The organism is Candidatus Zixiibacteriota bacterium (assembly GCA_029860345.1).
GTDB lineage: Bacteria > Zixibacteria > MSB-5A5 > GN15 > FEB-12 > JAJRTA01.
Genome location: JAOUBJ010000029.1, coordinates 1 through 16751 on the forward strand (window position 1 = coordinate 1; position 16751 = coordinate 16751).

General features: G+C 53.8%; 8 protein-coding genes. 3 read left to right on the forward strand and 5 right to left on the reverse strand.

What is annotated here, in order from left to right; all coding sequences use genetic code 11:
- Nucleotides 1–217 precede the first annotated feature (217 nt).
- Nucleotides 218–2239 carry a T9SS type A sorting domain-containing protein gene (locus tag OEV49_17430; protein ID MDH3892847.1) on the reverse strand — a complete coding sequence of 674 codons (2022 nt, stop codon included), beginning with the start codon at nt 2237–2239 and terminating at the stop codon, nt 218–220.
- Nucleotides 2240–3137: 898 nt separating this feature from the next.
- Here OEV49_17430 and acnA point away from each other — a divergent pair.
- A complete protein-coding gene (gene acnA, locus OEV49_17435; protein MDH3892848.1) occupies nt 3138–5822 on the forward strand; it encodes an aconitate hydratase AcnA in 2685 nt (894 codons plus the stop codon).
- Nucleotides 5823–5884: 62 nt separating this feature from the next.
- On the opposite strand, the gene OEV49_17440 is transcribed toward acnA, so the two are convergent.
- Complete coding sequence (locus OEV49_17440; protein MDH3892849.1) at nt 5885–7762, reverse strand: pentapeptide repeat-containing protein; 1878 nt, start codon at nt 7760–7762, stop codon at nt 5885–5887.
- Nucleotides 7763–8094: 332 nt separating this feature from the next.
- On the opposite strand from OEV49_17440, the gene OEV49_17445 reads away from it, so the two are divergent.
- Both OEV49_17445 and OEV49_17450 read left to right on the forward strand, forming a co-directional pair.
- The gene (locus OEV49_17445) at nt 8095–8226 is read left to right on the forward strand and encodes a hypothetical protein (GenBank protein MDH3892850.1); all 132 of its coding nucleotides are present in this window, start codon (nt 8095–8097) and stop codon (nt 8224–8226) included.
- Nucleotides 8223–9131: a DMT family transporter gene (locus OEV49_17450; protein ID MDH3892851.1), complete on the forward strand. Its 909-nt coding sequence runs from the start codon at nt 8223–8225 to the stop codon at nt 9129–9131. The genes OEV49_17445 and OEV49_17450 overlap by 4 nt, the downstream gene beginning before the upstream one ends.
- Here the strand turns inward: OEV49_17450 and OEV49_17455 are convergent, their stop codons facing one another.
- From OEV49_17455 to OEV49_17465, 3 genes are all read right to left on the reverse strand, one after another.
- Nucleotides 9132–9320: a PspC domain-containing protein gene (locus tag OEV49_17455; GenBank protein ID MDH3892852.1), complete on the reverse strand. Its 189-nt coding sequence runs from the start codon at nt 9318–9320 to the stop codon at nt 9132–9134.
- 100 nt (nt 9321–9420) lie between these two features.
- A complete protein-coding gene (locus OEV49_17460; protein ID MDH3892853.1) occupies nt 9421–10935 on the reverse strand; it encodes an SLC13 family permease in 1515 nt (504 codons plus the stop codon).
- A gap of 529 nt (nt 10936–11464) precedes the next feature.
- Nucleotides 11465–16330, reverse strand: coding sequence for a C25 family cysteine peptidase (locus OEV49_17465; GenBank protein ID MDH3892854.1), 4866 nt, complete (start codon nt 16328–16330; stop codon nt 11465–11467).
- Nucleotides 16331–16751: the final 421 nt, after the last annotated feature.

Sequence of the window (16751 nt, forward strand, 5' to 3'; positions counted from 1 at the left end):
AGACTAATTGATTCTTTTCGAGATGAACAAAGCTGTGAAAGAATAATCTTTACTCAGGTCAAGGAACTCAACCAGAAACTAAAACCAAACCCCAATTCTCAATTTACACAATAATCCTTGCACTACCGAGGCCTAATGGGCGACACAGAGAAGGGGCAGAAGCTGTGAACTTCTGCCCTGGATCGAATTTTCTCAATTCAAGCGAGTTGTGTATGGATCACTTCAGTAAAACCAGTTTCTTTGTCTCGGCGAAATCTCCAGCCACCATGCGATAGAAATAAACACCCGAAGATACAGGCCTACCCGACTCATCGCACCCATCCCAGGTTACGAGTTTGTGACCGACTGACAGTCGTTCGTCTACAATTCGTTTGACCCGATTTCCTAATACGTTGTAGACATCCATCGAAACGTGGGAGGCCCGAGGCAGCGCAAACTGAATACGCGTTTCCATGTTAAACGGGTTGGGGTAGTTTTGGGAGAGGGAGAAAGTCACCGGAAGTACATCAGAGAATACTTCGAGTACATCCGTTTCGATGTCTCGTGTATATGGATCACTGCATCCACACGGGCTGCAAGCGACAAGAGTATACACGTAATCCGCCTTTTCAGTGTGAGTGATGATTTTACTTGTGTCAGCGCCCTGGTGTAATACGGCACCTCTGTCCTCAAGGCGGTACAAGGTGGCGTGATCAATCGGTGCCCACGACAGAGTACATGGGACATTCAACTGAATCGGTTCGTCGCTAAAGTAGATTGAATCTGGCCTCGACGGCACAGGCTGAATTGTCACCTCCTCCTTGCCACTAGGGCTGCTCCAGCCGCACGGGTTACCTGCCTTTACATAGAATTCATACTGTTCGTACATATTGGCATGATGCAATGCATCCCAAGTCCGGTCTGAACCTTCGTAAACTTGTGTTCCGTTCTCATAGAGTCGGTATTCGGTCGCTCCCGACACCGACTCCCAACTGATTTCAAAGACAGTGTCAGAGCACGGCGTGGTCGTTGAAGCTGACGGTGTGCCTGGTGCCGGAGGAGCCGTCATCCCAGTCCCAATGTCGGACGGTGAACAACTCGACTGGCCACAACTGTTATATGCCTTTACGCAATACGAGTGCGTGCCTGTGACGTTGTCAGGATAACAGGTCTGATTGGCTCCGGTTGAGCCGATTTGAGAACCATCCCGATATACTCGATAGCCATCCTCGCCGGGCACATTGTCCCAGCAGACTTCAATGAGGTTACACCTGTCATCTTTAGCATCACACCAATCCGGTCGCGGTGGTGCTGTCAAGCCGGTCCCATTGTCGGAAGGTGAACAACTCGACTGACCACAACTGTTATATGCCTTTACGCAATACGAGTGCGTGCCTGTAACGTTGTCAGGATAACAGGTCTGATTGGCTCCGGTTGAGCCGATCTGAGAGCCATCCCGATATACTCGATAGCCATCCTCGCCGGGCACATTGTCCCAGCAGACTTCAATGAGGTTACACCTGTCATCCGTAGCATCACACCAATCCGGTCGCGGTGGCTCTTGTCCTTCAATTTGGAATTGAACATCGGGCCGATTGAAATCTAAGGGCAGATACTGATTGAAGATCGTGAAGTCCTTAGTAAATGGGTCCAGGCAAATATCCGGAAGAACAAATATCTCAAGACAGCCATACGGTGTTAGCTCAACCCCCCAGTTCAAACGAAAGTCAGATCTATAACTGTTTGCGACTCCGACCGTCGTGTTACAGCTCGATAGGCTGACAGGGAATTGCCTCTGCTGACCATCACTTGAGATGCAATATGAGTTGTTGGCGCAGACTGAATTACCTGATAAGTTGCCTGTGACGTCACCACCGACATTCACTCCAACGCACAGATCGGCAATACCGGGGAACCCAACACAAACGATATCAATGTCTGACGGATAGAGTGGATCACTACAGGAGAGACTGTTGTTCAATAGAAACGGTGTGAAACCGCAGTCTCTAAAGAAACCCAAGTCAACACTCGGTACTAATGGGATATTTCCCGAATCGTTGATATCAGGGAGTGGCCATGGCAAGTCCACAACAACTTTCCACATGGCACCAAATTCAAGTCCCCCTTCTATGTGAAGATTGCCGCCGTCTTGATCACCAACCCACTTGAGCCACGTAGACAGTTGTTGCCCCGGTTGAACTTCGCCATCATCGTAACGAAGCTGTACGTCACCCGGCAGATCGGCGACTATTTTACCCAAGCTGGCTTTAAAGAAGAGCCTTATTTGGATGGGGGACCCCGGTGGAAACCACTTGGTGTCCAAGTCCAAGCTGTTAAGAATATCTAGTTCATCTGGAGTCAGAGAGTCTGATTTCGAAAACCGGTTGCCAATGCTTTGCTCTTTCCACACCCTCTTCGTTGACAAATCCCGGTACAGTATCGTGCTATCGGGTAAAACAACTTTAAGGATTTGATTATCGGTACCTGGGTTAATAATCTCCGCTGATAAGAAGATACCTCTTTCCGCATGAAAAGAAATAGGCTTTGTCTGCGTCACCATACCGCTTTCAGAGGCCGCCAAGGTCACAGTAAACGATAGCGATACTAACATCACAATCACTACTTTAGCATAGCTTCTCATACATATCCTCCAATTCCAGCAATCTGTGGAACAAATGGTCCCACGGTTGACATCCTTACTTCCTTTTGGCCACTAACAGCTATCGAACGCCTTCCCTGTAGAAAAACAGGGAACAGCGTCAAGAACCCTGTTGCACCGCCCTAGCGGTGTATCTGAGTTCTCCTTCACCGGACTTGTTAATCCCCGCGATGCAGTTTTCCCTTTCTCTGAATTGTCTCCTATCCCGAGGGGTTGTGTCGGTAATCCCCAGGATGCACAACTACCTTGCGGCTATACATGACTATCAAACACCTGCGACCACTGGCTCCTGTTTTCGAAGCCAAGATCGTTCCACCCAAGTTGTAAGAATCTCTGAAGTCTTGGAACCCATGATAAGTGAACGGGCGGTCTGGGTCAAGTGATAATTGAGTCTTCAGGCTTTGTTCTACCACCTCTTGTCTTCGGGTCGATTTCAGATTATAATATGCGCCTGCCACAAGGGCAGGAACTTGTATACGATTATTGTAGGAGACAAGATATGGACCCGTTCGGCGCCCAGGCAACTCTCGAAACCAAGGGTGGCAAATACAGGATCTACCGGCTTGATGCATTAGCGCAACTCGGTTCGGCGGAGCAGATGCCGTATTCAATCAAGGTGCTTCTCGAAGCGGTGCTGCGTAACGTCGACGGCCGCACCGTTACCGAAGATGATGTCAAGAGGCTGGCGGCCTACGATGCCAGAAACGTCGGCTCGGTGGAGTTGCCGTTCAAACCGGCGCGCGTGCTCTTACAGGACTTTACCGGCGTACCCGCCGTGGTCGATCTGGCCGCTTTGCGCTCGGCTATGAAAAGAATGGGCGGCGATCCCAAAAAGATCAACCCGCAGGTGCCGGTTGACTTGGTGATCGATCATTCCGTGCAGGTGGATGCGTATGCCTCCGACGATGCGCTCGAATACAACATGCAAAGAGAATTTGAACGCAACAAAGAGCGGTACGAGTTTCTCCACTGGGGACGTAAAGCGTTCGACAACTTTCGCGTAGTGCCGCCGGCCACGGGGATTTGTCATCAGGTCAATCTTGAGTATCTGTCCACCTGTGTAATCGGGCGCGATGGTGTCGCATTCCCCGACAGTCTGGTCGGGACCGATAGTCACACCGTGATGATCAACGGTCTCGGCGTGGCCGGATGGGGTGTCGGCGGGATCGAAGCCGAGGCGGCCATGCTGGGCCAGCCGATCTACATGCTCACGCCGGAAGTGATCGGATTCAAGCTGAGCGGAAAACTGACAGAGGGTGTGACCGGCACCGACCTGGTGTTGACGGTTACACAGATGCTACGGGCCAAAGGTGTCGTCGGTAAGTTTGTGGAGTTCTTTGGTGAGGCACTTGATGACCTGCCGCTGCCGACCAAGGCGATGATTGCCAATATGGCCCCGGAGTATGGCGCCACGATGGGGTTTTTCCCCGTTGACAAGACAACCCTGGATTACTTGCACATGACCGGTCGATCCGATGCCGAGATCGACCTGGTGGAATGCTACACCAAAGAGCAGGCCCTTTTCAGAGCAGCCGGTTCCCCGGCGCCACAGTTTACCGACACACTCGAACTGGATATCTCAACGGTCGAGTCTTCGCTGGCCGGTCCCAAGCGACCGCAGGACAGAATATCGCTGGCCGACATGAAACAGCAGTTTGAAGCCGATCTGGCCCGTCCAGTGACCGAGCGCGGTTTCGCGGTGAAACAGTCTGATCGTGGTCGCTCGATCGATGTAACGGTAAACGGCAATTCCGCAACCATGCAGCAGGGTTCGGTGGTGATAGCTGCCATCACTTCGTGCACCAACACCTCGGACCCGATGGTGCTGATTGCGGCCGGCTTACTTGCCAAGAACGCGGTCGCTAAAGGCCTGACTGTTAGGCCCTATGTCAAAACATCGCTGGCACCCGGCTCACGAGTGGTGATCGACTACCTCGAAAAAGCAGATCTGATAGAACCGCTTAAGCGGCTCGGTTTTCACAATGTCGGCTATGGATGCACGTCCTGTATCGGCAACTCCGGTCCGTTGCCGGAGGAAGTTGTGGATGCGATCAATAAAAACGATCTAGTTGCCTCGGCGGTGCTGTCGGGCAATCGTAACTTCGAGGGACGGGTCAGTCCCAACACGAAGGCGAACTATCTGGCCTCGCCGCCGTTGGTTGTGGCCTATGCGCTGGCCGGGACGGTGGATATCGACCTGGCTACCGAGCCGCTGGGACAAGACTCTGGCGGTAACGATGTTTTCCTCAAGGATATTTGGCCGACCGAGCAGGAAGTTTTGGACACGGTCGGCGATGCGGTGACGCCTGAGATGTTTCGCGCGCGTTACGCCACTGTGTTTGACGCCAACGAAACCTGGAACAGTATCGCCAGCCCGGATGGTGACCTGTTTGCCTGGGATGATTCATCGACATACGTTCAGGAGCCGCCCTTCTTTGTCGATCTGGCAGAGGAGCCGAACGACATTCAGCCAATCAAAGATGCGCGCGCCCTGTGCATGTTGGGTGATTCGATCACGACCGATCATATCTCACCGGCCGGTGTTATCAAGAGCGATCAACCGGCGGGACAGTATCTGGTTGAGCATGGTGTCGCCTTCGAGGATTTCAACAGCTATGGTTCACGGCGTGGGAACGACCGTGTGATGACGCGCGGTACTTTCGCCAACATTCGCCTGCGCAACCAACTTGCGCCCGGTACCGAAGGCGGCCTGACTACTTACCTGCCGACCGGTGAACAGATGTCGATCTACGATGCATCATTGAAATACAAAGAGTCCGGCACACCGTTGGTAGTGCTGGGCGGGAATGACTACGGTATGGGTTCATCGCGCGACTGGGCGGCTAAGGGCACGAATCTTCTTGGCGTCAAGGCAGTGTTGGCACAGAGTTTTGAACGGATCCATCGTTCGAATCTTGTCGGCATGGGCGTACTGCCTTTGCAGTTCAAGGACGGCGACTCGCGCGAGTCTCTCGGCCTGACCGGGCACGAGGTATTCGATATTGACGACTTATCCAATGACATGACACCACGTCAGATGGTTACGGTGACTGCCCGCAATGCCAACGGTGGCGAGACGAAGACTTTTTCGATGATTGCACGTCTGGACACGCCTATCGACGTCGACTACTACCACCACGGCGGCATCTTGCACATGGTGTTAAGGCAGTTGGCGAAGGGGTGAGGGGGGGGCGACGAATTCCGGTGAGTGATCTCGGCTAATACGAAAGTTGCCGCCAATCATGGTCACCAGTTTACTTGTGAGCGATCAATATAATCGGGCAACATCGTGGCTGAATTACCTGTTGCGGTATTTAGCTGCTCCACAGTCAGATGTTTTGCTTTTTTGAAATTGACGCCGTGGAGCTCAGCGCCGGAGAGGTTGGCCTCTAGCAGGTTGGCCTCAGACACTTTGGCGCCGTGGAGAATGGTCCCTTCTAGTACTGCCATTGTTAAGTCAGACTTCCGCATATCAGCACCCGTGAAATCGGCGTAGGACAGATTGGCCTTACGCATATCAGCATTCACTAGAAACGCGCGCCTAGCCCGCGCCCTCTGCAGATCGCGCCCTTGGAGGTCGGCTCCTTTCACCAAGTCAAGGTCGCTCGGGTCTCCGTTCCAGCCACTAGGCGGTATCGACACATCTTGCTCAACAAGGTAGGCCACTGGCTCGAATCCGAGTTTTTTCAACAGAGAGTAGACAGGTGGTTCGACAAGCACACTCGCCGACACTACTGAGAAAAACGGGAAGCCTCTTTGAAGGTTGATAATCTCCCATGAGCTGAAACAACCAAACACCGTCGCACTGACAATAACAGCACCTGTAACAAAAACTATCGGTTTCCAACGCCTGCGCACTGGCTCCATGCGTCTGCTGCCGTTGAGCGTCGACCTGGCTAACATGTAAAACAAGCAACCACAGCCGAGGCACAAGGTCAGCAGACCGACATGCCAGCCTGTCCAAAAAAGTTCATGGCGGCTAAGGAACTGCGCCCAGAACATCCACAACGCGGCTGGCACCGCCAGGTACGCCAAGGCGAACAATACCACATACTGAACCCAATACAATGGACCTCGGTAGTCTTTCAGGGGATCGGAATGACCCAGGATCAGACTGTTCATCAACCATGGATGGATGTTTCGGTGTATCCCACGACCGCCAGGGAAGGTAGCGGGCAATGTGGTCACCAGTTCCCAATGACGGGTTAGATAGTACTGAAAGTATACGTACATACACAATAAGAGCAACGGCGCCACGATATAGAAACCAACTAGTGGTATCTCCAATCCGGCGAACGGCAGTCTGAGTGAGCCACTATTGGACACCAACTCAGAATCCAAAGTCGTTTTGACGGCCACGAACGTGTATAGACAAGCGATAATCAGATTGGCGAAGAGCCTACGTGAGAGGCCAGAGGACTCCTCCACCCTTTCAGCAAGATCAGCGAAGTCAATCCATGGCCTCGGGATCTTTGTGTCCCGAAGGTTGGTGCCGGCAAGTTGTTCGGGCCTGAGGTTCCTAGCCCTTCGTAAGTCTGTCTCAGAGATATCAGCTCCGAAGAGCTTTGACTTGTGAAAATCTGCCGCCTCTAGGTTGGCATTCTCCAGTTTGGCTTTTCGGAGGTCGGCACCACGTAGCTTAGCCTCTTGAAGATTAGCTCGCGAAAAGTTTGCTTTACTGAGGTCTGCATCATCTAGATTGGCGCTGATCAGACTAGCGTCGACCAGCTCGGTGCATGAGTGTTTATCACCATTGAGCTTAGCACAGCGAAGATCGGCGTAATCAAGCACCGTATTGGTTAAGTCGGCATTTGACAGATTGGCATTCACAAAAGTAGCTCCAGCCAAATCGGCTTCCATGAGATCGGCGTCCGAAAGATTAGCACCGGTCAGATCGGCTTCAAACAGAAAGGATTCGCACAGACATGTCCCGGTGAAGATAGCCTGCTGTAGTTTTCGCCCACTTAGGTTCCTACAACTGAGGTCTGTATGGCTGAAGTCTGCTGGACCATCTGTGTCGCACCCATTACTCAACCACTTTTCGTGCAGGTCGAGCATCTCTTCCAATTCATCGGGGTCTACGGTGCGGAGCTTGGGTCCCTTCTTGGGTTTCTCTTTCGCCATTAATCCTGTCTCCCTATCTGATCTCGGGCGGTGTTGGACTCATGTGGATGCAAGACAGTCTTGCATCGTTGATCGCCAGCAGACCCAAATATGTTCTCTCTCGAAAAACAATTCGCCGTGGGAAGGCCTCGCACAAGATCAGTCAGAACACAGATGACAGGTACAGGGTTTGCAACCAATGATGTTTCAATATGACCCTGCGCGATCCCAGCGAATAACTCCCTGGTTCATTCGATGCGACAATGATAGCGAAAATACTCCGCTTTTGCAAGGACTTTTGTTCATCAAATTGTATGCCAATAACATCGTGCGACGTTTGAAGGTAACGTAGAGTGCAGATCGAAACCGCCGGTGCGCTGAACGGCGTGTGTGCATTCTACAATCTCATTGACATTCTAACAACGCGCGTTACATTGTCGGCCATGCAAGATCGTGCGACCCTGCCGGAGAGTGTACTCAATTGAAAAACAGTGTGCAAACAACCGACGGCGCCCCTACCCTCGGCTATGTGTTCGCGTTGACGTCGGCGGTGGGGGCGGGGTTGGCGACAGTAATCGGGAAGTGGAACCTGGAAGCTATTCCGGTGCTGCTGATGAATGGTTGTATCTTCACCACTGCCACCGTCGCGCTGTCGGTCGGATGGTTGCCGTTCGCAGGCTTTAAGAAAGCGTTCGTGCTCACTCGACAGGGATGGTTCTGGGTGGCCATGTTCACAGTTACGTCGTTATTGGCGGTATGGGCGCATTGGGCCGGGGTGCAACGGATGGATCCAACCCTGGCCGCCTTCGTTAATCGCGCCGAAGTGCCAATCGTAATCGTACTGGGCGTCATTTTTCTCAAAGAACGGTTCAGCCGCTGGGAAACGCTGGGGCTTTTGCTTTCGATTGTCGGTATTGTCGTCATGAATCTCACCCTGCGCATTGAATACACTACAGGTTTCTGGTTGGCGCTGTTGGGAGCGTTACTGTTTGGCATGACCGAATTCGTGTCGAAGATAGCTGTCCGTCATGTGCCGCCGGTCACGTTGGCCTACCTGCGCAATCTGTTTATGGCGCCTATCTACTGGCTGATGTTCGCAGCCACTGGCGCCAGTCTGGAGGGACTCGACCGGGTGTGGCCCGGTGTGTTGGCGTTGGGGTTGGTGGGACCGATCCTGGGGCGCATGATGTACGTGTTGGCCTTGCGCCGCATGGAGCTTTCCAAAGTGGCCGTGATCAGCCAGAGCCAACCGGTCTATGTGGTACTGATCGCACTGTTCGTACTGGGACAGCTACCCTCGGTGCGCGAAACAGTTGGCGGCATTTTTCTTGTCGCCGGGTGTATCCTCATGGTGTTCGCGTGCTCACGTCGCACCAGGAACCATTCCTGATCATGCCCTTCGCGGGGGGATGATTATCCAGGCTAAGATATAGGCGACCAATCCGCCACCGGCCGCCAGCGCGGCAGCGACCACGATTAGTCGAATGATCGTCGGATCGATCTCGAAGTATTCACCCAGACCGCCACATACGCCTGCGATCATGCGGCTTTCATTTGAACGATAAAGTCTCTTGTCCATACATTATCTCCAACAAAGTTACTATCGATCTCTTTTCCTGTTCTGCATCTACGAGCAAAACTGTCAAATGAAACGAATATTCACATAACAACCTAAGACTCTACCCTGCTGTCGCCCAGTTCGGCATCCGGGTCAGATTGATCTCGAAAACAACCGGACCTAACAAATAGACCAGCAATGTGATAAGCACGACCCCTATCAAGTTCATTATTATACCGATGCGAACCATATCGCTCATTTTTACTTCGCCACTTCCGAAAACTATGGCGTTGGGCGGCGTGGCGACGGGTAGCATGAAAGCGCACGACGCCGACAACGTCGCCGGTATCATCAGAAGCAGTGGGTTGGTTTTGATGGCCACGGCCAGTGAACCCAACAACGGCAAGACCATCTCGGTGGTGGCAGTGTTGGAAGTCAGCTCGGTCAGAAAAGTGAGGGTGGCGCAAGTTGAGGCCACCAGGTAAAACGGCGACACGCTATCGAGCGATGTCATCTGGGCGGCTACCCAAACCGACAGGCCGGATGCTTTGAAACCCCCGGCCAGGGCGAAACCACCACCGAAAAGAAGCACTATACCCCAGTGCAGTTTTTTTGCTGTTTCCCAGTTCATCAAGCGCTGACCGCGCGTGGTCCGTGCCGGAATGACAAACATGAGCAGCGCAATCACTATGGCAATCGTTCCATCGTCGATGTATCCCGGCTCCGGCAAGATGGCCGACCATCCGGGTATGGTGAGTCCGCCGATGTCAATGCTCTTTCTGAACAACCAAAGGAGGGTCATCAGTACGAACAGAGCCATCACGATTTTTTCTTCGAAGGACATGGAGCCTAACCGTTTCAGCTCTTGTTTGAACAAGCCGGCATCGGTCGCTCCAACCTCGCTGCGCTTTATGAAGAACGATGTAATCAACAACCATGCGATCAGCAAAAACACCAGGCTGCACGGGAGACCGAACATAAACCATCCGGCGAACGATATCTCCGGAGCGTTGGGGAAATATATATTGAAGATTCGGGTGAATGACAGATTGGGTGGCGTACCGATGAGTGTTGCAATACCACCGATCGAGGCGGCGTAGGCAATGCTGATCAGCAGTCCGGTCGAGAAGCGGTTCATACCGACGCCTTCCGTGGACTCCTTGAGTTTGATGATAACGGCCAGCGCGATCGGTACCATCATCATAGTTGTAGCGGTGTTGGAAATCCACATCGACAGAAACGCGGTTGCAACCATAAAGCCCAGCACGATCCTGCGCGGTCCGGCGCCGATCAGGAGCAGTATCCTGAGCGCGATACGTCGATGCAGGTTCCAGCGCTGCATAGCCAGGGCCATGATGAAGCCACCGATGAAAAGAAAGATTACATGATTGAAGTAGGCACCGGCTACCTCCCGGCCTTTCATGACACCCAACAGTGGAAAGAGCGCCACCGGTAACAGGGCTGTAGCCGGGATGGGGATAGCCTCGGTGATCCACCAGCCGGCCATCAAAACAGCCACTGCGGCCATGCGAGTCACGTTCGGGTTGGCTGGGTCCAGATCGCACAGTGTCCAGACTGCCGCAGCCAACATCGGCACGCCGATTAGTCCGAATCTTTGTTTGAAGTTGCCGCTCATATCGGGAGGTTTATCCTCATCCTGTTATGCATCCTGCTGAGCTCTATCCAGAAAGTAGCTATTGCCGCGTGAGTCGTCAATTCTTAATAGCAGCTGTAATTGTCCGGAGCACAAGGCTCCTGACCTACTGATGATTGCACGGTAGCTGTCGGGCGGGGTCGCCCAACAGCACACGAAACTGTCAGGAGCACAAGGCTCCTGACCTACTGATGACTGCACGGTAGCTGTCGGGCGGGGTCGCCCAACAGCACATGAAACTGTCAGGAGCACAAGGCTCCTGACCTACTGATGACTGCATGGTAGCTGTCGGGCGGGGTCGCCCAACAGCACATGAACCGGCCCCTCGACTGCGCTCATGCTTCGATTCCGCTCAGCATGAGGTTGTCGAAACCACAGGGGTTTCGATCTACCAAATTCACTGTCGGGTAGGGTCGCACAGCGGCACGTCAGCCGTTATGATAGCCCACAAGAAAGCCACCCCCGCTTGACTGCGGGGGTGGCGTTATAATTGCGGTTTTTTCTGTAGTGACTACTCGCAGATCGGCGGTGGTCCGTCGTTGAACATGAAGTCAACCAGATAGACGAGGTCACCGATGATGATGCCCGGTTCGCCGTCGATATTGGCCGCGGCCAAATCCGGTGGCGGCGGACCGTCATTGAACATGTAATCAACGAGATGGACCAGGTCGGCGATGTCGGGACCGGCATCGTCGCCGTTCACGTCACCGCACAAAGCGCCTCCACCGACATTCAGCGTTACCGAGATACCATGGCTGGGGCTGTCGGGATCGTTGGATGAGACAAAGACCGAGCCGGAGTACTCGCCGTCTTCAAGTTCAGCGGCATCGAGATGGATGTCCACCGTAGCGTTGGAGAAAGGATCAATCGATCCCCCCACCGGCGTGGCATACAACCAATGATCGGCGCTGAACTGAATGGCCATATTGGAGTGCATGTAGGCTGCATTGTAGACAACCTGAAGGGCGTCGTCGCCAACCGAGTTTTGAATACCGATGGTGGAACCCTCAAGAGTCAACACACCCGGGTCCATGCCGCCGTACTGTAACTGGATAGACCCATCGGGGTACAAGTGCGCCTGGAAACTGAGATCGCCCGCGCCGGTACTGCTGTAGTAGAATTTGACATTGTTGAAACTGACTATGAAACGACCGTTAGCAGCATCAAGGTAATAGTAGACGTTGCCGCCTTTGCGCGGGTCGAGATCATCCCACCACATGGCAATAAGGCTGGTGGCGATAGTGTCGAACGGCAACGGTTTGTTGAGACGGGCGCTGGAACCGGCATCAAAGCTGATGAACCCGTTGGAGCTAATATAGACTTCGGTGTAAACGGAGTCATAGAGCGGGAACCCAAGCCCCATCGGTATTGCCGCCGTGGTTGCATCATCGCCCAGCGTAACCTCGGTGCCGACACCCGAGATATCTACCCAACCCACAGCCGGCCCACCCGGTTCATCGGAATCGGTCCAGGTGTGTCCGTATGTGTCGGGGCCACCGAAGGCTTTGGTCATGGGTGCGTAGAACGGTTCGGTAAGTTCGGACTTGTCGCTATCGGCCGGCCTTTGTCCTTGCGGTTGGAGCTCGGGTGTTACCGATGCAACCAAACCACCGCGGCCACTCTTGGCCATCTGACAGCCTATCTGGTAATCCAGCCGACCGGGACCGTTGTTGTTGATCACCAGCGGATAGATCATTGCCGAACCGGCGTCGACCGATTCATCGATAGATGTCTCGCTAATCTGAACATCGGGCGCGTAGACATGCACAAAAACAGGAACCGAGCCGGTGGAATCGGTGTGTTCGTTGGACGCCCAATCCAGCGTGCCGATATTGTCACCGCAGGGAATCCCGCTGGTGTGCACGGTCACATCCAGATCGGCGCTGTCGCCCGGCAGAATAACCAGTTGCTGGTTGGAGAACTCAAGCCAGCTACAGGTCGATGTGAACCACATGCGCAGCGTTCCGTCGCCGATATTGCGCACCCGTACAATGTGCTGACTTTCTTCGCCCGGTTGCAGACTGTCGGAAACATTCTCGGTGGGAATCTCGCAAAGCGGTACGCCGATACGGCCGTAGCCGCGCAGTTCGATATCGTCGATGTTCCAACCCGAGGCCTGCACCGAACCATCGGTTCCACCGAGGCCGAATCTGATCTGGAAGTTCGGGTTGCTGTCGGCAATGGCCGAAAGATCGTACTCCTCAGGTATCCAGGATGTCTCTTGCATGGTCTCGCTGTTCTCGTACAAGCGGACCCAGCTATCGCCATCGAACACCTCCAGGTAGGCGTGATCGTAGCTGCTGCTCTCCACACCCAGCCAGTGGTGGTAATTCATCAGAACCCCAAACATACTGCCGCAATCAATCAGCGGCGAATAGACCCACTGGGTGCCGCTGATGCCTGAGTTGTACTCCCCTGACAGGTCATTGCCCAAAACGGCGTTGTCCGATGTTGGCGTCACATCCTCAGATGGATCTCCGCCGCTACCGGTCGGCGATCCCATCTCCCATTCGGCCGAACCACCCATACCGGTCCAGCCCTGGTCGTAGGAAAAGTCGTCGACGAAGAAAACGACGCGGTCACCAATGGTGATATTGAACACGATCGTGGCCGACAGGTTGAGGCCGGTTATGTCAAGGGTCATCGGCACACCGTAACCTAGGGGGCAGGCCGAATCAGCCGACAGCATGAAGGCATCGGTGTTGTTACTGGCCATGCCGTTGATCGAATCTACGTCACCGAAGTAGCCGAAGTCATCATCGACACTCATATATTGGTCGGTCTCGCTCAAATAGCCTGATACATTGAAGGCCTGACCGGAACCCGAATTGCCCAGCGTGACGACCAACTCAGCCGATTCGCCGGGATCAAGAATGCCGTTGTTGTCGCCACCTGCGCCGTCGTCGATGTACATCGACAGGTAACCCAGCGCCGGCGCGTGGGCGGTAACTGTAAAACTGCCGAACCAGGCATCACGGTTGCTCCCGGTGACTTCCAGATCAAACTGGATGCGCTCGCCATCGGGGATATCGGCCATGGCATCGAAGGCTATGGCACCGCTAACGTATCCGGTGCCGTTGTCGGCCAGGATAGTGCCAAAGCTTTCGGTGTCGTCGGTAAGGGTAACATACAGATTGGATGTCGTAACAGTGGCTACGACGTCAATAGCATCATCGGGCCCGACGTTCTTCAACTGCAAGCCCATCAGAATGCTCTCGCCATTGTCAACCAGGCCGTTACCATTGCCGCCTGAAGCGTCATCGATATCGTAGCTGTCGAAGATGACATACGGTCCGGAAGGTGTGATCACCTGCATGGCGCCCGTGTAGGGAACCTTGTTCTGACCCGTTATCACAATTGTAGCCTCGCCGGGCGCGGCAAATCCAGCCAGCGGGATATCGACCGAGCCGGATGCGTCTACATAGCCCTGACCGACCAACTCGCCACCGAAGGTGATGCCGATATACGAACCGGGATCGGCCTGCACGGTGGTCGATGTGAGGGTCATCAAAATGGCGTCGTCGTGTACGATGGTGTTGGCGGTGGGAATACCCATGTACGAGGTCACCGAGGGGTCACCCATCAGATGGTATGCTTCCCAGTAGTACAGTTCGCGGCTACTACCGGACTCGGTAATAGCCAAACCACCGGCGAAGTTGATGGCATGATTGGTTATGTAATGCTCTGCAACGGTCTCGCCGTGATCGTGGAAGATACCGTCGTACACGCCGGGACCGGTGGCATCATACTGAGGACCACTACCGACGACCGCGCCATAGCCGACGCCCCACCAGTAATCTTCATCCCAGTAAGTGTTGTTGGTGGCGCCGATATACCCGATGCCACCGCCGTCTGCTTTCTGTAAGAAGGCCTCGCCGAAGCAAGGTGTTGATTCATCAAAGGTGTTCGGCAGGCAGCAATTGCCGATGCCCAACAAGTACATGTGGTTGTTGGTCAGGCCGGCAACGTCGGACACATTGAAGGGCGGATCGGCATGGCCCGAGTGGCTGCAATGGGCGGTGTAGTTGTACAGACCGACACCATCGCTGACTGTTTGAATAATGGCCGCGCCCGCACCGGATTGATCCGAGGCCGGGTAGAGCCAGACGTTGGGCGAGATACCATGCGCGGCGTTGAAGTATAGATTGGTGCCATAGTTGATCTGGCCGTTGCCGTGCGTCGCAGCGAAAGTACCGTCAACGCCGGACACCAACGTCACCTCTTCGAGATAACTGGGGTCAGGCATGAGGTACTGCTCATATTCAAGGGTCTTGTCGATCTGTGGCTGTAGCAGACCGGTGTTCTGCGCCGAGAAACGTCCGTAGTACATTTCAGGGAAAAGGTCGCCGGTGGTTTCACAAAAGTACAAATCTGTCACGTGCGAACCACCGTTGCCGGAGAACGGATCCATCTGCTGGGCATCACCGACCAGCAACACAAACGAAGGCGCCGGGTCTTCCGGCGTGCCGGAGTTGTAAACATCTTCAATGTGAGCCGCGATCACTGTGTTGTTGCTACCGATGATATCGGTGTAGTCGACCTGAACGGTGAAACCCTTCTTGGTCTTCCACTCGATGAACGGCACCAGTTGCGCTTCGAACATACGATCCGAGATAATCAGCATCTTCACCGGGTAGGTTACCAGATCGGGGTGATTCAAGTCGTACATACCCTGGTCGTAGTTGATGATGCGTTCGTAGACCGGCTCAAAAAACGGAGAATAGCTTTTTACATAGTGCTCGCGCGTTGCCTGCCAGTCGGCGTTTTGGAAATCGACTTCGATGGTCATTTCCGAATAGATGCGCACTTTGTTTTCGGTTGGGCTGTATTCAACCGGTGAAAGCAAGACCTTGCCCAGTCGCAAGCCACGCAGGGTGCCGGAGGTTTCGGTCTCCAGGGTCGGCATGCTGTAGAATCCGGGTTGCTGATACAGCGCTCGGTCGAACTCGAAGGCCACCGACATGGGGTCGTCGGATTTGGACAAAGACGGCTGGACCGGCATCAGTAGGGTCGATATATCCAGGTCGGCCAGGTCGATCTCCTGAACCTCGGAGCTGACAATGCGGGCTTCGACTTGGCACCCCTGGGGGATAGCCAGCAATTTGATAGCCATAGGCAACGACGGTTCACCGATACGGTGCGACCGGGTCAAGCCGGGAACGGCCATCATGCTAAACAGACCCTCTTTGGTCTGAACATCGCCGAAATTGACTTGTCCGATTTCCAGCTTAAGGGTCAACCCGTTGTTGTCCTGATGCATCAGTGTGACGCCGTTTTGCTCTGCACTCAGTTGGACAACCTGATCAGCCACGGCCGGAATCGACAGCGCCAGCAATACCCCTACGATCAGACATAGTTGTGTTAGCAACCTCTTCACCTTTTCCTCCGTTCCTCTCTGTATACTCTCTGCATTATGTTCGTATTTGCGGTAAACCACTGAAGAGACCCGTCTGCGCAGCCCTCCTCAGATAGAACATCTCAACGCCCTAAGATACAGCTTTTGGCCCTGTTTCAAAGCTAAAAATCGAGAGACGGCCCCATTTGTCCAGGAACCAGGCGCATCGGATCAAATGGGGACCAAGACCGTCTGCAATTCCCTTGGCGAGTTTTCGGTGGCTCTGCAGTTGTAGGTCGGAACCCTCTTAGCGGTTCCGACTTCAAGCGACGGCAATGAACCTCCCCCGATTTAGTGGACACATCGAGAAGATAGGATTAAGTTCTATTTGGAGGTGTGTTTATGTCGAGGAAACGTCGTCAGTTTGACAGAGCTTTCAAAGTTGAAGCGGTGAGATTGGTTA